The sequence below is a fragment of the Serratia sp. BFP-2025 genome (assembly GCF_050880365.1).
Lineage (GTDB): Bacteria > Pseudomonadota > Gammaproteobacteria > Enterobacterales > Enterobacteriaceae > Serratia > Serratia surfactantfaciens.
Genome location: NZ_JBPAFV010000006.1, coordinates 108,702 through 126,971 on the forward strand (window position 1 = coordinate 108,702; position 18,270 = coordinate 126,971).

15 protein-coding genes are annotated in these 18,270 nt (G+C 57.2%); 8 read left to right on the plus strand and 7 right to left on the minus strand.

The window, feature by feature from the left end; translation table 11 throughout:
• Positions 1-149: 149 nt before the first annotated feature.
• Positions 150-1,973, minus strand: a complete 1,824-nt coding sequence (gene typA, locus ACRAWE_RS23595) for a ribosome-dependent GTPase TypA (protein WP_004931243.1) — start codon at positions 1,971-1,973, stop codon at positions 150-152.
• 370 nt (positions 1,974-2,343) lie between these two features.
• Between typA and glnA the strand changes: the two genes are divergently transcribed.
• The 4 genes from glnA to ACRAWE_RS23615 all read left to right on the plus strand — a co-directional run bounded on the left by glnA (position 2,344) and on the right by ACRAWE_RS23615 (position 6,653).
• Positions 2,344-3,753: a glutamate--ammonia ligase gene (glnA, locus tag ACRAWE_RS23600; RefSeq protein ID WP_019452181.1), complete on the plus strand. Its 1,410-nt coding sequence runs from the start codon at positions 2,344-2,346 to the stop codon at positions 3,751-3,753.
• A gap of 193 nt (positions 3,754-3,946) precedes the next feature.
• Entirely contained in the window at positions 3,947-4,996 is a 1,050-nt protein-coding gene (glnL, locus tag ACRAWE_RS23605; protein WP_004931246.1) for a nitrogen regulation protein NR(II), read from the plus strand.
• Positions 4,997-5,004: 8 nt separating this feature from the next.
• Entirely contained in the window at positions 5,005-6,417 is a 1,413-nt protein-coding gene (gene glnG, locus ACRAWE_RS23610) for a nitrogen regulation protein NR(I) (protein ID WP_004931248.1), read from the plus strand.
• A 113-nt stretch (positions 6,418-6,530) separates the two neighbouring features.
• The gene (locus ACRAWE_RS23615) at positions 6,531-6,653 is read left to right on the plus strand and encodes a YshB family small membrane protein (RefSeq protein ID WP_015379453.1); all 123 of its coding nucleotides are present in this window, start codon (positions 6,531-6,533) and stop codon (positions 6,651-6,653) included.
• Between the two features lie 34 nt (positions 6,654-6,687).
• On the opposite strand, the gene hemN is transcribed toward ACRAWE_RS23615, so the two are convergent.
• Complete coding sequence (gene hemN, locus ACRAWE_RS23620) at positions 6,688-8,061, minus strand: oxygen-independent coproporphyrinogen III oxidase (protein WP_019452180.1); 1,374 nt, start codon at positions 8,059-8,061, stop codon at positions 6,688-6,690.
• Positions 8,062-8,243: 182 nt separating this feature from the next.
• Entirely contained in the window at positions 8,244-8,786 is a 543-nt protein-coding gene (yihI, locus tag ACRAWE_RS23625; RefSeq protein WP_025160303.1) for a Der GTPase-activating protein YihI, read from the minus strand.
• Positions 8,787-9,520: 734 nt separating this feature from the next.
• Here yihI and yihA point away from each other — a divergent pair.
• Positions 9,521-10,165, plus strand: a complete 645-nt coding sequence (gene yihA / locus ACRAWE_RS23630) for a ribosome biogenesis GTP-binding protein YihA/YsxC (RefSeq protein ID WP_019452177.1) — start codon at positions 9,521-9,523, stop codon at positions 10,163-10,165.
• Positions 10,166-10,682: 517 nt separating this feature from the next.
• On the opposite strand, the gene polA is transcribed toward yihA, so the two are convergent.
• Positions 10,683-13,481 carry a DNA polymerase I gene (gene polA / locus ACRAWE_RS23635; protein WP_432525961.1) on the minus strand — a complete coding sequence of 933 codons (2,799 nt, stop codon included), beginning with the start codon at positions 13,479-13,481 and terminating at the stop codon, positions 10,683-10,685.
• 497 nt (positions 13,482-13,978) lie between these two features.
• Between polA and ACRAWE_RS23640 the strand changes: the two genes are divergently transcribed.
• Positions 13,979-14,875, plus strand: coding sequence for an acyltransferase (locus tag ACRAWE_RS23640; RefSeq protein WP_015379457.1), 897 nt, complete (start codon positions 13,979-13,981; stop codon positions 14,873-14,875).
• A gap of 41 nt (positions 14,876-14,916) precedes the next feature.
• Here ACRAWE_RS23640 and dsbA read toward each other — a convergent pair whose 3' ends face one another.
• The 3 genes from dsbA to ACRAWE_RS23655 form a co-directional block, all read right to left on the minus strand.
• Positions 14,917-15,540, minus strand: coding sequence for a thiol:disulfide interchange protein DsbA (gene dsbA, locus ACRAWE_RS23645; RefSeq protein ID WP_004931264.1), 624 nt, complete (start codon positions 15,538-15,540; stop codon positions 14,917-14,919).
• A gap of 29 nt (positions 15,541-15,569) precedes the next feature.
• Positions 15,570-16,556: a serine/threonine protein kinase gene (locus ACRAWE_RS23650; RefSeq protein ID WP_019452173.1), complete on the minus strand. Its 987-nt coding sequence runs from the start codon at positions 16,554-16,556 to the stop codon at positions 15,570-15,572.
• 98 nt (positions 16,557-16,654) lie between these two features.
• The gene (locus ACRAWE_RS23655) at positions 16,655-16,924 is read right to left on the minus strand and encodes a YihD family protein (RefSeq protein ID WP_432525963.1); all 270 of its coding nucleotides are present in this window, start codon (positions 16,922-16,924) and stop codon (positions 16,655-16,657) included.
• Between the two features lie 148 nt (positions 16,925-17,072).
• Between ACRAWE_RS23655 and mobA the strand changes: the two genes are divergently transcribed.
• Positions 17,073-17,663 carry a molybdenum cofactor guanylyltransferase MobA gene (gene mobA, locus ACRAWE_RS23660; RefSeq protein WP_154747610.1) on the plus strand — a complete coding sequence of 197 codons (591 nt, stop codon included), beginning with the start codon at positions 17,073-17,075 and terminating at the stop codon, positions 17,661-17,663.
• On the plus strand, positions 17,660-18,178 hold the full coding sequence (gene mobB, locus ACRAWE_RS23665; RefSeq protein WP_019452171.1) for a molybdopterin-guanine dinucleotide biosynthesis protein MobB: 519 nt from the start codon (positions 17,660-17,662) through the stop codon (positions 18,176-18,178). Before mobA ends, mobB begins: the two co-directional genes overlap by 4 nt.
• Positions 18,179-18,270: the final 92 nt, after the last annotated feature.

Below are 18,270 nucleotides of genomic sequence, written 5' to 3' on the forward strand. Positions count from 1 at the left end.
CCGGTGAGATTTCACTGTAGCGGGAAAAGGAACAGCTGAACAGGGAGCGAACGGAAAAGCGCATAGCGCGCCGCACAAACGGGGAACAACAGAGGAAAAAACTCAGGGCGCGAGAACCGCGCCCTAAGCAGGGGACACTCAATCAGCGATTAAGCGTCTTTAGGACCGCGGCTGGCACGCTTACGATCGTTTTCCGTCAGGTGACGCTTACGGATACGGATCGAGGTCGGCGTCACTTCTACCAGTTCGTCGTCATCGATGAACTCCAGAGCTTGCTCCAGGGTCATTTTGATGGCCGGAACCAGGGTAGTCGCTTCGTCAGTACCGGAAGCACGCATGTTGGTCAGCTTCTTACCGGTCAGGCAGTTTACGGTCAGGTCGTTGGAACGTGAGTGAATACCGATGATCTGGCCTTCATACACTTCCGCACCGTGGCCCAGGAACAGCTTACCGCGATCCTGCAGGCCGAACAGCGCGAACGCGACCGCTTTGCCCTGGCCGTTGGAGATCAGCACGCCGTTCTGACGCTGGCCCACTTCGCCCGGACGCACGTCGTCGTAGTGGCTGAAGGTGGAGTACAGCAGACCGGTGCCCGAAGTCATGGTCATGAATTCGTTACGGAAGCCGATCAGACCGCGGCTTGGGATCACGTAGTCGAGACGCACGCGGCCCTTACCGTCCGGATCCATGTTTTTCAGGTCGGCTTTACGCTCGCCCATCGCCTGCATCACGGAACCCTGATGCTGCTCTTCGATATCCAGCGTCACGTTCTCGAATGGCTCCTGCTTGCGGCCATCGATTTCGCGGAAGATAACTTTCGGACGGGAAACCGCCAGCTCGAAACCTTCACGACGCATGTTTTCGATCAGCACCGACAGGTGCAGCTCGCCACGACCGGATACGCGGAAAGCGTCCGCATCGTCGGTTTCTTCGACGCGCAGCGCCACGTTGTGCACCAGCTCTTTGTTCAGACGATCAAGGATCTGACGCGAAGTCACGTACTTACCTTCTTTACCGCAGAACGGCGAGGTGTTGACGTTGAAGAACATGGTTACGGTCGGTTCGTCGACGGACAGCGCCGGCAGCGCTTCTACGGCGTTGGTGTCGCAGATGGTGTCGGAGATGTTCAGCTCGCCCAGGCCGGTGATGGCGATGATGTCGCCCGCTTCCGCCAGGGTGCTGTCGATACGCTCCAGACCCAGGTGGCCCAGCACTTTGCCCACTTTACCGTTGCGAGTTTTGCCTTCGCTGTCGATGATGGTGACCTGCTGGTTCGGCTTCACTTTACCGCGCTTGATGCGGCCGATGCCGATAACGCCCAGGTAGTTGTTGTAGTCCAACTGGGAGATCTGCATCTGGAATGGCGCTTCCAGCTCAACCTGCGGCGCAGACACGTGGTCGACGATCGCCTGATACAGCGGGGTCATGTCTTCCGCCATGTCAGTGTGATCGACGCCGGCGATGCCGTTCAGCGCAGACGCATAAATGATCGGGAAGTCGAGCTGCTCGTCGGTCGCGTCGAGGTTCACGAACAGGTCGAACACCTGATCCACAACCCAGTCAGGACGCGCGCCTGGACGGTCAACCTTGTTGATGACCACGATCGGCTTCAGACCGTTGGCGAAGGCCTTCTTGGTCACGAAGCGGGTTTGCGGCATAGGGCCATCCATTGCATCCACAACCAGCAGCACCGAGTCAACCATCGACATCACGCGCTCTACCTCGCCGCCGAAGTCGGCGTGTCCTGGGGTATCCACGATGTTGATACGGTAACCGTTCCAATTAATGGCGGTGTTTTTTGCGAGGATGGTAATCCCACGCTCTTTCTCCAAATCGTTGGAGTCCATTACGCGTTCGGTGGCTTCCGCACGCTCTCCGAAAGTACCGGATTGTTGCAGCAGCTTATCAACCAGGGTGGTTTTACCATGGTCAACGTGGGCAATAATGGCGATGTTACGCAAATTTTCGATCACAGCTTTGCCTCGGGCATTAGAAATAGCGCGCTATTGTACACGTATTAAGCGAGGGACTAAACAAGATCACAACCATCTCTTATAAACAACCGCATACCGGTCAGTTTGTGATCCCTTTCACGGTGCAAAAAGCCGCAATCGTTGCACTTTTGCACCATTTCGGTGCCCACGCCCACCCCAATTGCACCATAACAGTGCAAATTATCGCTGATGGTGCATACTGTGGCTGGGTAAAACCCGCGCAGAAAGGCGATGAAAGCCTTTTTTAAAAGTTGGCACGCTTTTCGCTTTAGTCTTTTCAAGGCGAAAAAAAGCCAGTTCCACAGATTCGTTCCACGACGACGACAATGATAAACCGGGAGAGTTAAGTATGTCCGCTGAACACGTTTTGACGATGCTGAATGAGCATGAAGTGAAATTCGTAGACCTGCGTTTCACTGACACCAAGGGTAAGGAACAACACGTGACTATCCCGGCTCACCAGGTAAACGCCGACTTCTTCGAAGAAGGTAAAATGTTTGACGGCTCCTCTATCGGTGGTTGGAAGGGCATCAACGAATCTGACATGGTACTGATGCCGGACGCCAGCACGGCGGTTCTGGATCCGTTCTTCGAAGAACCTACGCTGATCATTCGCTGCGACATTCTCGAGCCGGGCACCATGCAAGGCTACGATCGCGACCCGCGCTCCATCTCTAAACGCGCCGAAGACTTCCTGCGCTCTTCCGGCATCGCGGACACCGTGCTGTTCGGGCCAGAGCCTGAATTCTTCCTGTTCGACGACATCCGCTTCGGCAGCAGCATCCGCGGTTCCCACGTGGCCATCGACGACATCGAAGGCGCCTGGAACTCCGGCACAAAATACGACGGCGGCAACAAAGGCCACCGTCCGGCGGTGAAAGGCGGTTACTTCCCGGTTCCACCGGTCGACTCTTCGCAGGATCTGCGTTCTACCATGTGTCTGACCATGGAAGAGATGGGCCTGGTGGTTGAAGCGCACCACCATGAAGTGGCGACCGCCGGTCAGAACGAAGTGGCAACCCGCTTCAACACCATGACCAAGAAAGCCGACGAAATTCAGATCTACAAATACGTGGTGCACAACGTAGCGCACGCCTTCGGCAAAACCGCGACCTTCATGCCGAAGCCAATGTTCGGCGACAACGGTTCCGGCATGCACTGCCACATGTCGCTGTCCAAGAACGGTACCAACCTGTTCGCCGGCGACAAATACGGCGGCCTGTCTGAAACCGCGCTGTTCTACATCGGTGGCATCATCAAGCACGCCAAAGCGATCAACGCCCTGGCCAACCCGACCACCAACTCCTACAAACGTCTGGTGCCGGGCTACGAAGCGCCGGTGATGCTGGCTTACTCCGCCCGTAACCGCTCTGCGTCTATCCGCATTCCAGTGGTTTCCAGCCCGAAAGCGCGCCGCATCGAAGCCCGCTTCCCGGATCCGGCGGCTAACCCATACCTGTGCTTCGCCGCACTGCTGATGGCCGGCCTGGACGGCATCATCAACAAGATCCACCCTGGCGACGCCATGGACAAAAACCTGTACGACCTGCCGCCGGAAGAAGAAGCCGAGATCCCAAAAGTGGCCGGCTCGCTGGACGAGGCGATGGCCGCACTGAACGAAGACCGCGAGTTCCTGACCCGCGGCGGCGTGTTCACCGACGATGCGATCGATGCCTACATCGAACTGCGCAAAGAAGAGATGGACCGCGTTCGCATGACGCCACACCCGGTTGAGTTCGAACTGTACTACAGCGTCTAAGCCCGACCCGCGCCGTCTGCAGAGGCGGACGGCGCCCACATTTTTGTTATCGCTTTTTTGTTGCCGTGGAAACTTTCAGCCCATCTTCGGATGGGTTTTTTTCTCCACCGTATTTTCTGCAAAACTATTCCATACCACGCCGATCCCGGATGGAGTAGGATAGATGCACTAAAAAGGTGCAGGAGTCTGCTGTATGGCAACTGGCAAGCTGCCCGATGCTGGGCAGATCCTCAATTCACTCATCAACAGCATCCTGCTGTTGGATGACTCACTGGCGGTTCACTACGCCAACCCGGCGGCACAGCAGTTGCTGGCGCAAAGCTCCCGCAAGCTGTTCGGCACCCCGCTGCCCGATTTGCTCGGTTATTTTTCGCTGAACGTCTCGTTGATGCGTGAAAGCCTGCGCGCCGGTCAGGGCTTCACCGACAATGAAGTGACCCTGGTGGTCGACGGCCGCGCGCATATCCTTTCCCTGACCGCTCAGGCGCTGCCGGAAGGCTATATCCTGGTCGAGCTGGCGCCGATGGACAATCAGCGCCGCCTGAGCCAGGAACAGTTGCAGCATGCCCAACAGGTGGCGGCCCGCGATCTGGTGCGCGGTTTGGCGCACGAAATTAAAAATCCGCTGGGCGGCCTGCGCGGCGCGGCGCAGCTGCTGGCCAAGGCGCTGCCCGATCCGGCGCTGACCGAGTACACCAAGGTGATCATCGAGCAAGCCGATCGGCTGCGCAATCTGGTGGATCGCCTGCTCGGGCCACAGCGGCCCGGCCAGCATATCACCCAAAGCATCCATCAGGTCGCGGAGCGCGTCTGCCAGCTGGTATCGCTGGAAATGCCGGATAACGTCACGCTGGTGCGCGACTACGATCCGAGCCTGCCGGAAATGGCCCACGACCCGGATCAGATAGAACAGGTGCTGCTGAACATCACTCGCAACGCGCTGCAGGCGCTGGGTGAAGCGGGCGGCACCATCACGCTGCGCACCCGCACCGCGTTCCAGATCACGTTGCACGGCACCCGCTACCGCCTGGCGGCGCGCATCGACGTCGAAGACGACGGCCCCGGCGTACCGGCGCAGCTGCAGGACACGCTGTTCTACCCGATGGTCAGCGGCCGTGAAGGCGGTACCGGCCTGGGATTATCCATCGCCCGCAATCTTATCGATCAGCATTGCGGAAAAATTGAATTCAACAGTTGGCCAGGTCATACCGAATTCTCGGTCTACCTGCCCATTCGTCAGTGAGGTTTGCTATGCAACGAGGGATAGTCTGGATCGTCGATGACGATAGCTCCATCCGCTGGGTGCTTGAGCGCGCGCTCACCGGCGCGGGCCTGAGCTGCGCCACCTTCGAAGGCGGCAATGACGTGCTGGAAGCCTTGGCCACGCAAACCCCCGACGTGCTGCTGTCCGATATCCGCATGCCGGGTATCGATGGCCTGGCGCTGCTCAAGCAGATCAAACAGCGCCATCCGATGCTGCCGGTGATCATCATGACCGCGCATTCGGATCTGGACGCCGCCGTCAGCGCCTATCAGCAAGGGGCCTTCGACTACCTGCCGAAGCCGTTCGACATCGACGAAGCGGTGGCGCTGGTCGAGCGCGCCATCAGCCATTATCAGGAGCAGCAGCAGCCGGTGCGCAACCAGCCGGCCAGCGATCCGGCGGCGGACATCATCGGCGAAGCGCCGGCGATGCAGGACGTGTTTCGCATCATCGGCCGGCTGTCGCGTTCGTCGATCAGCGTACTGATCAACGGCGAATCCGGCACCGGCAAGGAACTGGTGGCGCATGCGCTGCACCGCCACAGCCCGCGCGCCAAGTCGCCGTTCATCGCCCTGAACATGGCCGCCATCCCCAAGGATCTGATCGAGTCCGAGCTGTTCGGCCACGAGAAAGGCGCCTTCACCGGCGCTAACCAAATCCGTCAGGGTCGCTTTGAGCAGGCCGACGGCGGCACGCTGTTCCTCGACGAGATCGGCGACATGCCGCTCGACGTGCAGACGCGCCTGCTGCGGGTGCTGGCGGACGGCCAGTTCTACCGGGTCGGCGGCTATGCGCCGGTGAAGGTCGACGTGCGCATCATCGCCGCTACACACCAGAACCTGGAGCTGCGGGTACAGGAAGGCAAGTTCCGCGAGGATCTGTTCCACCGCCTGAACGTGATCCGCGTGCACCTGCCGCCGCTGCGCGAACGCCGTGAAGACATCCCACGGCTGGCGCGCCATTTCCTGCAGATCGCCGCCAAAGAGTTGGGCGTAGAGGCCAAGAACCTGCACCCGGAAACTGAAACCGCGCTGACCCGCCTGCCCTGGCCGGGCAACGTGCGCCAGTTGGAAAACACCTGCCGCTGGCTGACGGTGATGGCCGCCGGGCAGGAAGTGCTGATTCAGGATCTGCCGGGCGAGCTGTTCGAAACCGCGGCGCCGGAAAATCCCAGCCACAGTCTGCCGGACAGCTGGGCCACGCTGCTGGCCCAGTGGGCCGATCGCGCGCTGCGTTCCGGTCATCAAAACCTGCTGTCGGAAGCGCAGCCGGAGATGGAGCGCACGCTGCTCACCACCGCCCTGCGCCACACTCAGGGACACAAACAGGAAGCCGCGCGCCTGCTGGGCTGGGGGCGCAATACCCTGACCCGCAAGCTCAAAGAACTGGGCATGGAATAGGTGCCGGGATTGATGATAAAAAACGCAGCCCAGCGCACAAAAAAACGCCAACCTCAGACTTTACAGCCGGTGCGGGCGCAGTATGATCGTGTCGCACACTCTGGAGGTTGACGATGCTGGACTCATTCATCGTATTCATTTCTCAGGGCGCGGAGCTGGGCTCCGCCGCCAGCCACACCCCGCAGGCGGCGGTTGCCGCAGTGTTGTGCGCCGCGCTGATTAATTTCTTCAGTTAAAAAAACAGCCGCATCAGCGGCTGTTTTTTCATCCTCAGATCACCCGTGAGAACTGCTGGCTGCGCGCCTGTTGCCGCAGATAGCGATCGAAACACATACAGATATTGCGGATCAGCAAGCGCCCGCGCGGCGTAACGCGGATGCCCTGCTCGTCGCGCTCCACCAGCCCATCGCGTTCAAACGGCGCCAGCAGCTGCAGGTCTTCGGCGAAGTAAGCGGTGAAGTCGATGCCGTATTGCCGCTCGAGCGGCTGATAGGCCAACCGGAAGTTGCAGATCAGCGTTTTGATCAGATCGCGCCGCAGGCAATCGTCGTCCGTCAGCGCCAACCCTCGCCACAGCGCGTTGCCCTGCGCCTGTACGCTGTCATAGTAATGCTTCAGCTCTTTTTGGTTCTGCGCATAGCTGTCGCCAAGCATGCTGATGGCCGACACGCCCAGCCCTAGCAGATCGCTGTCGCCCTGGGTGGTGTAGCCCTGGAAGTTGCGGTGCAGCTTGCCTTCGCGCTGCGCGATCGCCAGTTCGTCGTCCGGGCGTGCAAAGTGATCCATGCCGATGAACTGATAGCCGGCGTCGGTCAGGAAAGCGATGCTCTGTTGCAGGATATCCAGCTTCTGCTGCGCACCGGGCAGATCGGCGTCTTTGATTTTACGCTGGGCAGCGAACAGGTTCGGCATATGCGCGTAGTTGAATACGCTGAGGCGATCGGGATTTAGCTCCGCCACGCGCTGCAGCGTGAAAGCGAAGCTTTCCGGCGTCTGTTTCGGCAGGCCGTAGATCAGATCGATATTGGTCGAGCGGAAGCCCAGCGCTTTGGCCCGCTCGATCAGGGCGAAAATGAAGGCTTCATCCTGCTCGCGGTTGACCAGCTGCTGCACCTGCTTGTTGAAATCCTGCACCCCCATGCTCAGGCGGTTAAAGCCTTCGGCACGTAAATGATCGAGCACATCCAGCTCTATCTCACGCGGATCGACCTCGATCGACATCTCCGCATCGGGCAGAAAATCAAAATGTTCACGCAGCAGCGCCACCAGCCGGCTGATTTGCGCTTTATCCAGGTAGGTTGGCGTACCGCCGCCCCAGTGCATCTGGCCAACCTTGCGGCCGGCAAACAGCGGCGCGCGGCCGGCGATCTCTTGCGCCAGGACGTTCAGATATTCGTCGGCCTTGTGCGTCTGACGCGTCACCAGCTTGTTGCAGCCGCAGAAGTAGCACAGCTTGTGGCAGAAAGGGATATGCACGTACAGCGACAGCGGCCGCTCAGGGTAGCGCGCAGCGGCGCGTTGAAACGCCGCTTCGTCGTAGCTCTGGTTAAACTCCAGCGCCGTGGGGTATGAGGTATAACGCGGCCCTGAGTAGTTATATTTTTGGATCAGGGCCAAATCCCAGACAATCGTCTGCTCTGACATGCTCACTCCTTCCGATATCTTTTTCTACCGGGCCGGGAGAGGGGCGGTTGTCTGCGCTGTCTGGCCACGGAAGCGCTGCGAAAACGCGCTTTGCGCTTAGACAGCCGCCATAGTTTACCGAATAACCACAGCAGATAACACATCAAGAGTAGGGCTATTGTCGGGATTAGCCACATGGCGCGTTAAAAGGCGTCTTTCGGGTTGCCGCCTTTCAGCAGCTTCAGAATATCTTCCTGCTTCTCTTCTTCTTCGTCTTCGTCGTCGTCGCCCAGCTCGATGCCCAGCACGTCCATCAGCACATCGATGCGATCCAGCGTCTTGTCGACATACGCCTGCTCTTGCGCATTCAGCGTTTCGCCGTCGTCGATGCGATCCAGCAGCTCGTTCAGACGTTCGTCATTTTCCAGCTTCGCCAGTTCTTCTTCCGGCGACAGGCGCGGTTTCGCTTCGGCCTTTGGCTTCGGCTGCGGTTTGGCCTTCACTTTGGTCTCGTCGATCACCAGCGCAACCGGCACCTTACTACCGATACGCGGATCTTTGGCTTCAGACGCCGATTTGTTTTTCTGGCTGCCGGACTCGACCTGGGTGCGCGAACCGGAAGCGTGGCCGCGGCGCTTTTTCAGGCGTTTGCGCTCGCGCGCTTCCTGATCGAGCTCCATACGGCTTTTCTTTTTCGTTTTTGACTTCGCCGCGCTGCCGCGAGGTGCTTTTGATGGCTGGTTCATAGCGTGTGCTCTTAGGTATGTAGATTCAGTATAGAATTGCGGCGGAATCTAGCAGAAAGCGGGCAAAGAAAAAAGGCGGCAGGTTAAACCTGCCGCCTATTTCGCACCTTCTTGCGAAGGGTATTCCTGTTACGCGCTCCTTGCGTACATGCAACATCCCGGTTTTTCCCTCTGCTATAACCGCATTCCCTGCCACTACGTCCTTCATCCTGAAAGAAAAATCGTCCATGGCGCAATCCATTCGCATCCGCCCTTCCCGAGCGAGCTTCCTGCGGGCATCCAAACTGCCGATACTTCACCATCCGATGTGCCTGTCGCCTATTCCGGTGCGAAACAGTCACTTCCTTTTGCGTTCATCCTGGCACTCATTGCACGCCCTGTGCATTCCCTGAGATTTGTCATCCTTCCCGGATGTTCCTTAATCCTGCGCAACCCTGCGTTAACGAGTACTTTACGTTATTGTTGCGAAGGCTCAAGGTACCTGACGCCGTTTTGGGCGACATTTCCACATAACGAAAAAACAACGCATTGTTTTTAAAATAAAAACAGAAATATCACTTTCGAATAAAGCGACATTACCCGCGATTCGAATGGCAAATGTCTCACAACGCACGCTTGGCATAACTGCCGCTTTATCGCGTCCCGCCGCTTAAAAACGGAGAAACACGCCATTTTTACCGCTGATGCAGTTATAATCGCCAACCAGTTAGCCATCCTCACGGAGACGAAAAATTTTGACCAGCAAGAACTACAACTACCATGTGACCCATTTCGTCACCAGCGCACCCGATATTCGCCATCTGCCGGGGGATGCAGGAATTGAAGTCGCCTTTGCCGGCCGTTCCAATGCCGGTAAATCCAGCGCACTGAATACCCTCACCAACCAAAAAAGCCTGGCGCGCACCAGTAAGACGCCAGGGCGCACCCAGCTGATCAACCTGTTCGAAGTGGAAGACGGCATTCGCCTGGTCGACCTGCCAGGTTACGGCTATGCCGAAGTGCCGGAAGAGATGAAACGCAAATGGCAACGCGCGTTGGGCGAATACCTGCAGATGCGCAACAGCCTGAAAGGCCTGGTGGTGCTGATGGATATTCGCCACCCGCTTAAAGATCTCGACCAGCAGATGATCCAGTGGGCGGTCGACGTCGGTACGCCGGTGCTGGTGCTGCTGACCAAGGCCGACAAACTGGCCTCCGGCGCACGCAAGGCGCAGCTCAATATGGTGCGTGAAGCGGTGCTGCCGTTTATGGGAGATATCCAGGTTGAAGCCTTCTCGTCGCTGAAGAAGATCGGCGTCGACAAGCTGCGCCAGAAGCTGGACACCTGGTTCAACGAGATCCCGCCGGAAGTGCTGCCGGAAGACGAAGCCGGCGAATAAGCTCGAGCCGAACGCTTAGGCCGATGCCTCACCGCATCGGCTTTTTTATGCCCGAAGATCGGCCGCAGGCGGAATTTTTCGTTATCTAATTACAGTTTTGAAATAAAGCCATCATAAAAACTTATCGACAAAACGGGCTTATCTCAGCGGATGACGCGAATTAAGGGGGCGGAAACTGACATGAAAAGCGGGGCGTGGTGATAGGAAAAACGTATGGTTTGCTGCTGTTTTTACAATAAAAAACGCCCCAGTCAATACTGACTGGGGCGGCTAAATATTCAGCCAAATCCGATTACGTGAAGTAAAAGGTCTGAAAGATAGAACATCTTACCTCTGTACCCTACGCCTGTAACTCTACATCATTTTTTCGCAGGGAAAAAGAATTTTTTGTAGTTTACTTACACAATTTGAGACACAAGAACGGCGAAGTTGAGGAAACAATCGCCGCATCTTGTAGCTTAATTACGAAAAGTGCTTAGCTTCTCGCCAGTTAGCGCATCCGGCGATAACCCGGCGATCAGTGCGCTTCATCCCAGTTCATGCCGACGCCCACATCAACCTTCAGCGGCACCGCCAGCGTCATGCTGCCTTCCATCAGTTGGCGGATGCGTTGGTTGGCTTCGTCGATCACCGACTCATGCACCTCAAACACCAATTCATCGTGCACCTGCATAATCGCGCGCACCAACGGCTTCTCCTGCCCTTGCAGCCAGGCGTCGACCTCGATCATCGCACGCTTGATGATATCGGCCGCGGTGCCCTGCATCGGGGCGTTGATGGCGGCGCGTTCGGCCGCCTTGCGGCGCATGCCGTTGCTGGAGCGTACGTCCGGCAGGTACAGGCGGCGCCCGTCCAGCGTGCTGACGTAGCCCTGTTCGGAGGCCTGCTGGCGAGTGCGCTCCATATAGTCCAGCACGCCCGGGTAACGCTCGAAGTAGAGATCCATATAGCGTTGGGCTTCCCCACGCGGGATCCCCAACTGGCGTGCCAGGCCGAAGGCGCTCATGCCGTAAATCAGGCCGAAGTTAATCGCTTTGGCGCTGCGGCGCTGCTCGCTGGTCACTTTATCCAACGGCACGCCGAACACTTCCGACGCCGTGGCACGGTGGATGTCTTTCCCTTCGGCGAAGGCCTTCAGCAGCCCTTCATCCTGTGACAGATGCGCCATGATGCGCAACTCGATCTGCGAGTAGTCGGCGGCGACGATGCGGTAGCCTTCCGGCGCGATAAAGGCCTGGCGAATACGCCGCCCTTCTTCGTTGCGCACCGGGATGTTCTGCAGGTTCGGATCGCTCGAGGAGAGACGACCGGTGGCAGTCACCGCCTGATGGTATGAGGTATGCACCCGGCCGCTGACCGGATTGATCATCAGCGGCAGCTTGTCAGTGTAGGTGGTTTTCAGCTTCGCCAAGCCGCGGTATTCCAGAATCACCTTCGGCAGCGGGTAGTCCAGCGCCAGTTCGGCCAGTACTTCTTCGTTGGTAGAAGGCGCCCCGCCCGGGGTTTTCTTCAGCACCGGCAGCTTTTGTTTTTCGTACAGGATCGCCTGCAGCTGCTTGGTCGACGCCAGGTTGAACGGCTCTTCCGCCAGCTCATGGGCCTGCACTTCCAGCTCAGCCAGACGCTTGGCCAGCTCCTGGGAGTGGGCCGACAAAATGGCCGGATCGATCAGCACCCCGGTGCGTTCGATATGCGACAGTACCGGCAACAGCGGCATTTCAATCTCATTGAATACCGTCAGCAGTTCCGCGCTTTGCTTCAGCTGCGGCCACATCGCCAGGTGCAGCTGCAGCGTGACATCGGCGTCTTCGGCGGCGTAAGGTGCCGCCTGCTCCAGCGCGATCTGGTTGAACGTCAGCTGGTTTTTGCCCTTGCCGGCGATTTCTTCGAAGGTGATGGTTTTATGGCCAAGATAACGGTCGGCCAGGCTGTCCATATCATGGCGGCCGCCGACGCTGTCCAGCACATAGGACTCCAGCATGGTGTCATAGGCAATGCCGCGCATCTCGATGCCGTAGCGCGCCAGCAGGCTCATGTCGAACTTCAGGTTTTGCCCGACTTTCAGCGCCTTCTCGTCTTCCAGCAGCGGCTTAAGCTCTTCCAGCACGTAGGCGCGATCCAGCTGAGGCGGCGCATCCAGATAATCGTGCGCCACCGGCAAGTAAGCCGCTTCGCCCGGTGCGATCGCGAAGGACAGGCCGATCAGGTTGGCGGTCAGGGTATCCAGCCCGTCGGTTTCAGTATCGAAGGCAAATACCTCGGCCTTTTTCAGCCGCGTCAGCCAGTCGGTAAAGGTCGCTTCATCCAGGATAGTGACATAACCGTCCTGAGAAAGCTTGGCCTCCGCCAGCGCTTTCGGCGCTTCCGCGGCGACGGCCGCTTTGGCGACGCCGGCAGCTTTCGCGCCCGCGCCTTTCTTGTTTTCCAGCCATACGCCGGCTTCCACGTCCGCCAGCCAGCGTTTGAACTCGTACTGTTTGAACAGCTGTTGCAGCGTATCGACATCCGGCTCGGACACCGTCAGCTCAGCGCAGGTCAGATCCAGCTCGACGTCGGTTTTGATCGTCGCCAGCTTATAGGAGAGGTACGCGACCTCTTTGTTCTGCTCCAACTTGGCCGCCATGGTTTTGGCGCCGCGGAAGCTCAGCGTGGCGATGCTCTCCAGATTGCCGTACAGCGCATCCAGCCCGCCGATGCCCTGCAGCAACGCCTGGGCGGTTTTCTCGCCCACGCCCGGCACGCCGGGAATGTTGTCCGATGAATCGCCCATCAGCGCCAGGAAGTCGATGATCAGTTCCGGCGGAATACCGTACTTGTCGCACACTTCCTGCGGGCCGAGGATCGTGTTGTTCATGGTGTTGATCAGGGTAACGTTCGGCGTCACCAGCTGCGCCATGTCTTTGTCGCCGGTGCTGATCAGCACCGCATGGCCGGCCTTCTCGGCCTCCAGCGCCAGCGTACCGATAACGTCGTCCGCCTCAACGCCGGGCGTCACCAGCAGCGGCAGGCCCATCGCCTTGACCATGTTGTGCAGCGGCTCGATCTGCGCACGCAGATCGTCCGGCATCGGCGGCCGGTGCGACTTGTATTCAGCGAACAGCTCGTCGCGGAAGGTCTTCCCTTTGGCATCAAACACCACGGCAACGTGGCTCGGTTGATACTGCAGCAGCAGGCTGCGCAGCATATTCAGCACGCCGTACATCGCGCCGGTCGGCTCACCCGCCGAGTTGGTCAGCGGCGGGAAGGCATGGTAAGCGCGGTAGAGGTAGGAGGAACCGTCAACCAGGATTAGTGGGTTTTCTGCAATCTGGGCCATAGCGTTTCTTTATCGTGATCGGACATAGGGGTAAGCATGCCATAGCTGGCCGCCGGAGACGAACCTTAGCGTGCATTGCGGACGAAAATGATGTGATTGTGCGCGAGGATCCGCAAGATCTTACCTGTGGATAACTTTGTGCATAGAAAAGAGAACGAATTATAACGCTGCGATTATCGTTATAACGGCGAATAAAATTCCTATTTAAATCACCGCGTTAAAAGAACGAATTCCGGCGACGCTTTATTACTGACATTTATTGAATTTGTGGATATAACTTTCGCCGGATTTTAATCGCACTATTAATCAAATTCGGCGCCTCAATTACCATAGCACAAGCTGGACAAGTTGCACGAAAACTCAGCAAATGGTTATCCATCGAGACGAAAAACAGTGATTTTTAGCGGCGCTTTAACCCGACGATTTCTGTTAAAATATTTTTTTGTTCATGCGCTTTGGCATGCAACGATGTACCCAACAACCGTCAGCCCATAACCATGCCAAGATTGTTAACGCCTGTTATCTTTATCATTTCCGTCATACTCACCATTCTGGTAACGGTGTTGTGTTCCATTCCCATCACGCTGGCCGGCATCGTGAAACTCCTGGTGCCCATTCCTGCCGTCTGGCGGTATATCTCGGCTTTCGCCGATTTCATGATGTGGTGTTGGTGTCAGGGGCTGGCGCTGTTATTGCGCATTAACGGGCAATTGCGTTGGGATATTGAAGGGCTGGAAGGCCTGGATCGTAAAAACTGGTATCTGCTGATCAGCAACCACGAAAGTTGGTCGGACATTGTCGTGCTGTGCGTGCTGTTCAGAAATCATATTCCGATGAATAAGTATTTCCTCAAGCAGCAGCTCGCCTGGGTGCCTTTTGTCGGCCTGGCCTGCTGGGCGCTGGATATGCCGTTCATGAAGCGTTATTCCCGCGCCTATTTGCTCAAGCATCCGGAGAAACGCGGCAAGGATATCGAAACCACACGCCGTTCCTGCGAAAAGTTCCGTCAGCGTCCAACCACTATCGTCAACTTCGTCGAGGGTTCGCGCTTCACCGAAGCCAAGAAAATTAAAAGCAATTCGCCGTATCGCAATTTACTGGCGCCCAAAGCCGCCGGCATCGCGTTTACGCTCAGCGCGTTGGGCAATCAGTTCGACAAAGTGTTGAACGTAACTCTGCTCTATCCGGAAAATAACCAACGGCCTTTTATGGATATGCTGTGTGGGCGGCTGACGCGTATCGTGGTGAGAATAGAGACGCTGCCGATCGATGAAACCCTGCATGGAGACTACTTCAACGACAAGCAGTTCAAGCGGCGCTTCCAGCTGTGGCTGAATACGCTGTGGCAGGAAAAAGATCGGTTGCTGGATAAATTGAAACGGCAATATGGATAAAAAAACGCCGGCGATGCCGGCGTTTTCGCATTGGGTCTGGCTTATTTCTGCTGGCTGAGGAATTTAACCACGTCGGCGAACTGCTTCACGTAAGCGTCCATCGAGCTGGTGTCCAGGCCATCGTTCTTAACCATATATTTGCCGTTCACGAATACCGCCGGCACGCCGCGCAGCTGCAGATCTTCTGCGGCTTTCTCCTGTTGAACCACCAGGGATTTCACCACGAAGCTGTTCCAGGCCGCATCATAATCTGCTGCGGTCACGCCCGCTTTCACGAAGACATTGCGGATATCGTCCGGCGTTTGCACGGTTTGGGTTTTCTGCACCGCTTCAAACATCAGCGGGCTCACCTTGTCTTCCACGCCCAGCGCCATCGCCACCGCCCATGCCTGAGTCAGCTGTTTGCCCAACGGCCCCAGGAATTCAACGTGGTACTTGGTCATTTTGGTGCCGGCAGGCAGCGCTTTCTTTACGTTCTCAGACACATGATAGACCTGCTCGAACTGGTAGCAGTGCGGGCAGTAGAAGGAGAAGAACTCCAACACCTGAGGCTCGCCGGTCACCGGTTTGTCCAGGGTCACATACTGAGCGCCATCGCTAAACTGTGCAGCCGAGGCACTGAATGCCATCACCATGCCAACGAGCGCCAACCATATTTTTTTCATAAGACTAAACTCTCCATTGTGTTAAAGCTTCAATACATTGGCGTCAGCTGCAGAGGGGGCTCCTGCAACAGCTTAACCTGTTCGGTGAAGGCCGCAGTCTGAGACAACCAGAAATCAGACTCCACCATCCACGGAAAACTCTTAGGGAAGGCCGGATCCTGCCAACGACGGGCGACCCAGGCCAGGTAATACACCATGCGCATCGCGCGCAGCGGCTCGATCAACGCCAGCTCGCGCTGATCGAACTCGGCAAATTCACCGTACGCCTCCAGCAAGACGTCCAGCTGCATCAGTTGATCGCGACGCTCGCCGTGCAGCAGCATCCACAAATCCTGTACCGCGGGGCCGTTGCGCGCGTCATCAAGATCGACGAACAGCGGGCCATCGCGCCACAGAATATTGCCCGGATGGCAATCACCGTGCAAACGGCGCGGCTGCCAGTTCAGATGCCAGTGCGGCTTGATCGCCACAATCAGATTATCCGTCGCCTGCAGAAACGCGTCACGCTGCGCTGCCGGCAGTAGCGTGCAATTGGCCAGCGCCTGGCGCGGGGCGGTGAGGTACTCTTCAATCCCCATCGTCGGGCGCTCGGTAAACAAACGCTCACCGCCGACCTGATGGATGCGCCCCAGAAAACGACCGACCCATTCCAGCTGATCCAGATTGTCTATCTCATATTGCCGGCCCCCCACGCTGGGGAACAGGGCAAAGAAGAAGCCGCCGTGCGTATGCAGCGTGGCGCCTTGCAGCGCCAAGGGCGCCACCGCAGGGATCTCCGCGCCGGCCAAATCCAGAGCGAACTGATGTTCCTCACCGATTTGTGCGGCGCTCCAGCGCTCCGGGCGATAAAACTTCACCACGTAACGCCGGCGATCTTCGTCCATAAACTGATAGACGCGGTTCTCATAACTGTTCAACGCCGTCAGGCCGGAATCAACGCGCAGGCCAACCCCTTCTAGCGCGTCCATTATCAAATCGGGCGACAGAGTTTCGAAATTAAAAGCAGAGTTATTCATAACGTTCGTTTGATCGCTGACAGCACGGTGCCGGGAATGAGAAATAGTAGCATTAATGGCGCATTTCACGCGCTATGCTTTCTCGCACCGCACGAGGATCAGTCCTTGATAACGCCGCGAGCGCGCAACAACGCCGTTTTAAAATCTTCTTCGTAATCTTTCTTCAGGCCTGGGATCTGATCCGTGCCGGCGCTATCGCGCATTTTCAGATGGTAAATAAGAATGTCGTCGCTCAACTCGGACAGCTCACCCTGAAAACCCGCTTCCTTCGCCAGCTTTTGCAAAAACTGCATCAAATTGAGATCGGGATCTTCCTGCCAGGCCGGGTGCAGCAGCTCGATCAATTCGTTTACGCGATGCGTTTTCATCTCAATATCGTCCAATAGCATGAATAAACTCACAAAGTAACAGGCTTACCCACGCAGTGAAAGAACCGGCTTGTCAATAAAGGTAAATCCTGATGTCACGCCGGCTTTAGCGCTACAATCAGCGCATCGACAAGGCGGGATAAACGAAATGCATAAAGAAATCAGCGGCGTAATTTTGGCCGGCGGGCGGGCCACGCGTATGGGTGGCGAGGACAAAGGCCTGGTGTCGATTGGCGGTGTCGCGCTCTATCAACAGGTACTCGCCAGGTTACGGCCGCAGGTGGCTTCCATCGCCATCAGCGCCAACCGCAATCAGGCACGTTATCAAGCGAGCGGTTTGCCGGTGATTGGCGATCTGACGTCCGATTTCGCTGGGCCGTTGGCCGGGATGCTCGCCGGGCTCAAGCAGGCTCCCAGCGAATGGGTGGTTTTCGTCCCTTGTGATGTCCCTGACTTTCCCGCCGACTTAGTCGCGCAGTTATGGCGACAAAAAAACGCGGCGCTGGCAGCCTTTGCCAGTGATGGCGAGCGAGATCACCCTACGCTGGCGTTATTGCATACCCAACTAGCGCCGCAGCTGGCCGACTACCTGGCGCGCGGTGAACGCAAGCTGATGCTGTTCTTGCATCAGATCGGCGCGCAACGCGTGGTGTTCAGCGGGCAACAAGCGGCATTTCATAACCTGAATACACCGGAAGATTGCCTGAACTGGCAGCAAGCACGGGAGCTAAAAAAATGAATCGTTTATTGCCCCCCTTACTGGCCATCGGCGCCTACAGCGGAACGGGGAAAACTACCCTGCTCAAACAGCTGATCCCACTGCTGAAACAACGCCAGGTGAGGATTGGACTGATCAAGCATACGCATCACGACATGGATGTAGATACGCCGGGTAAAGACAGCTATGAGTTGCGTAAAGCGGGCGCAGACCAAACGCTGGTCGCCAGCGATCGGCGTTGGGCATTAATGACCGAAACGCCGGAGCAACAACCGTTGGATCTGCATTACCTGGCTGGGCGCTTTGACGCCGATAAGGTCGATTTGATCCTGGTGGAAGGGTTCAAACATGAACCGGTCAGCAAGATCCTGCTTTATCGCGCTGAGATCGGCAGAGCGTTGGAAGATATGCTGGATCAGTTTGTTATAGCGGTAGCCAGCGACCGACCGTTATCCATCACGGCTAAGCAGCTGGATCTCAATCAGCCGGAAAGCATCGCCGACTTTATAGTCGAGTGGTTGAAAGGCGCAGCGTAGCTGCGCTTTTTTGTTTTTTACGCATAGCAAAAAGCCCTGAACGTCAGTTCAGGGCTTTCGGCTTTGTTTGATGCCTGGCAGTGTCCTACTCT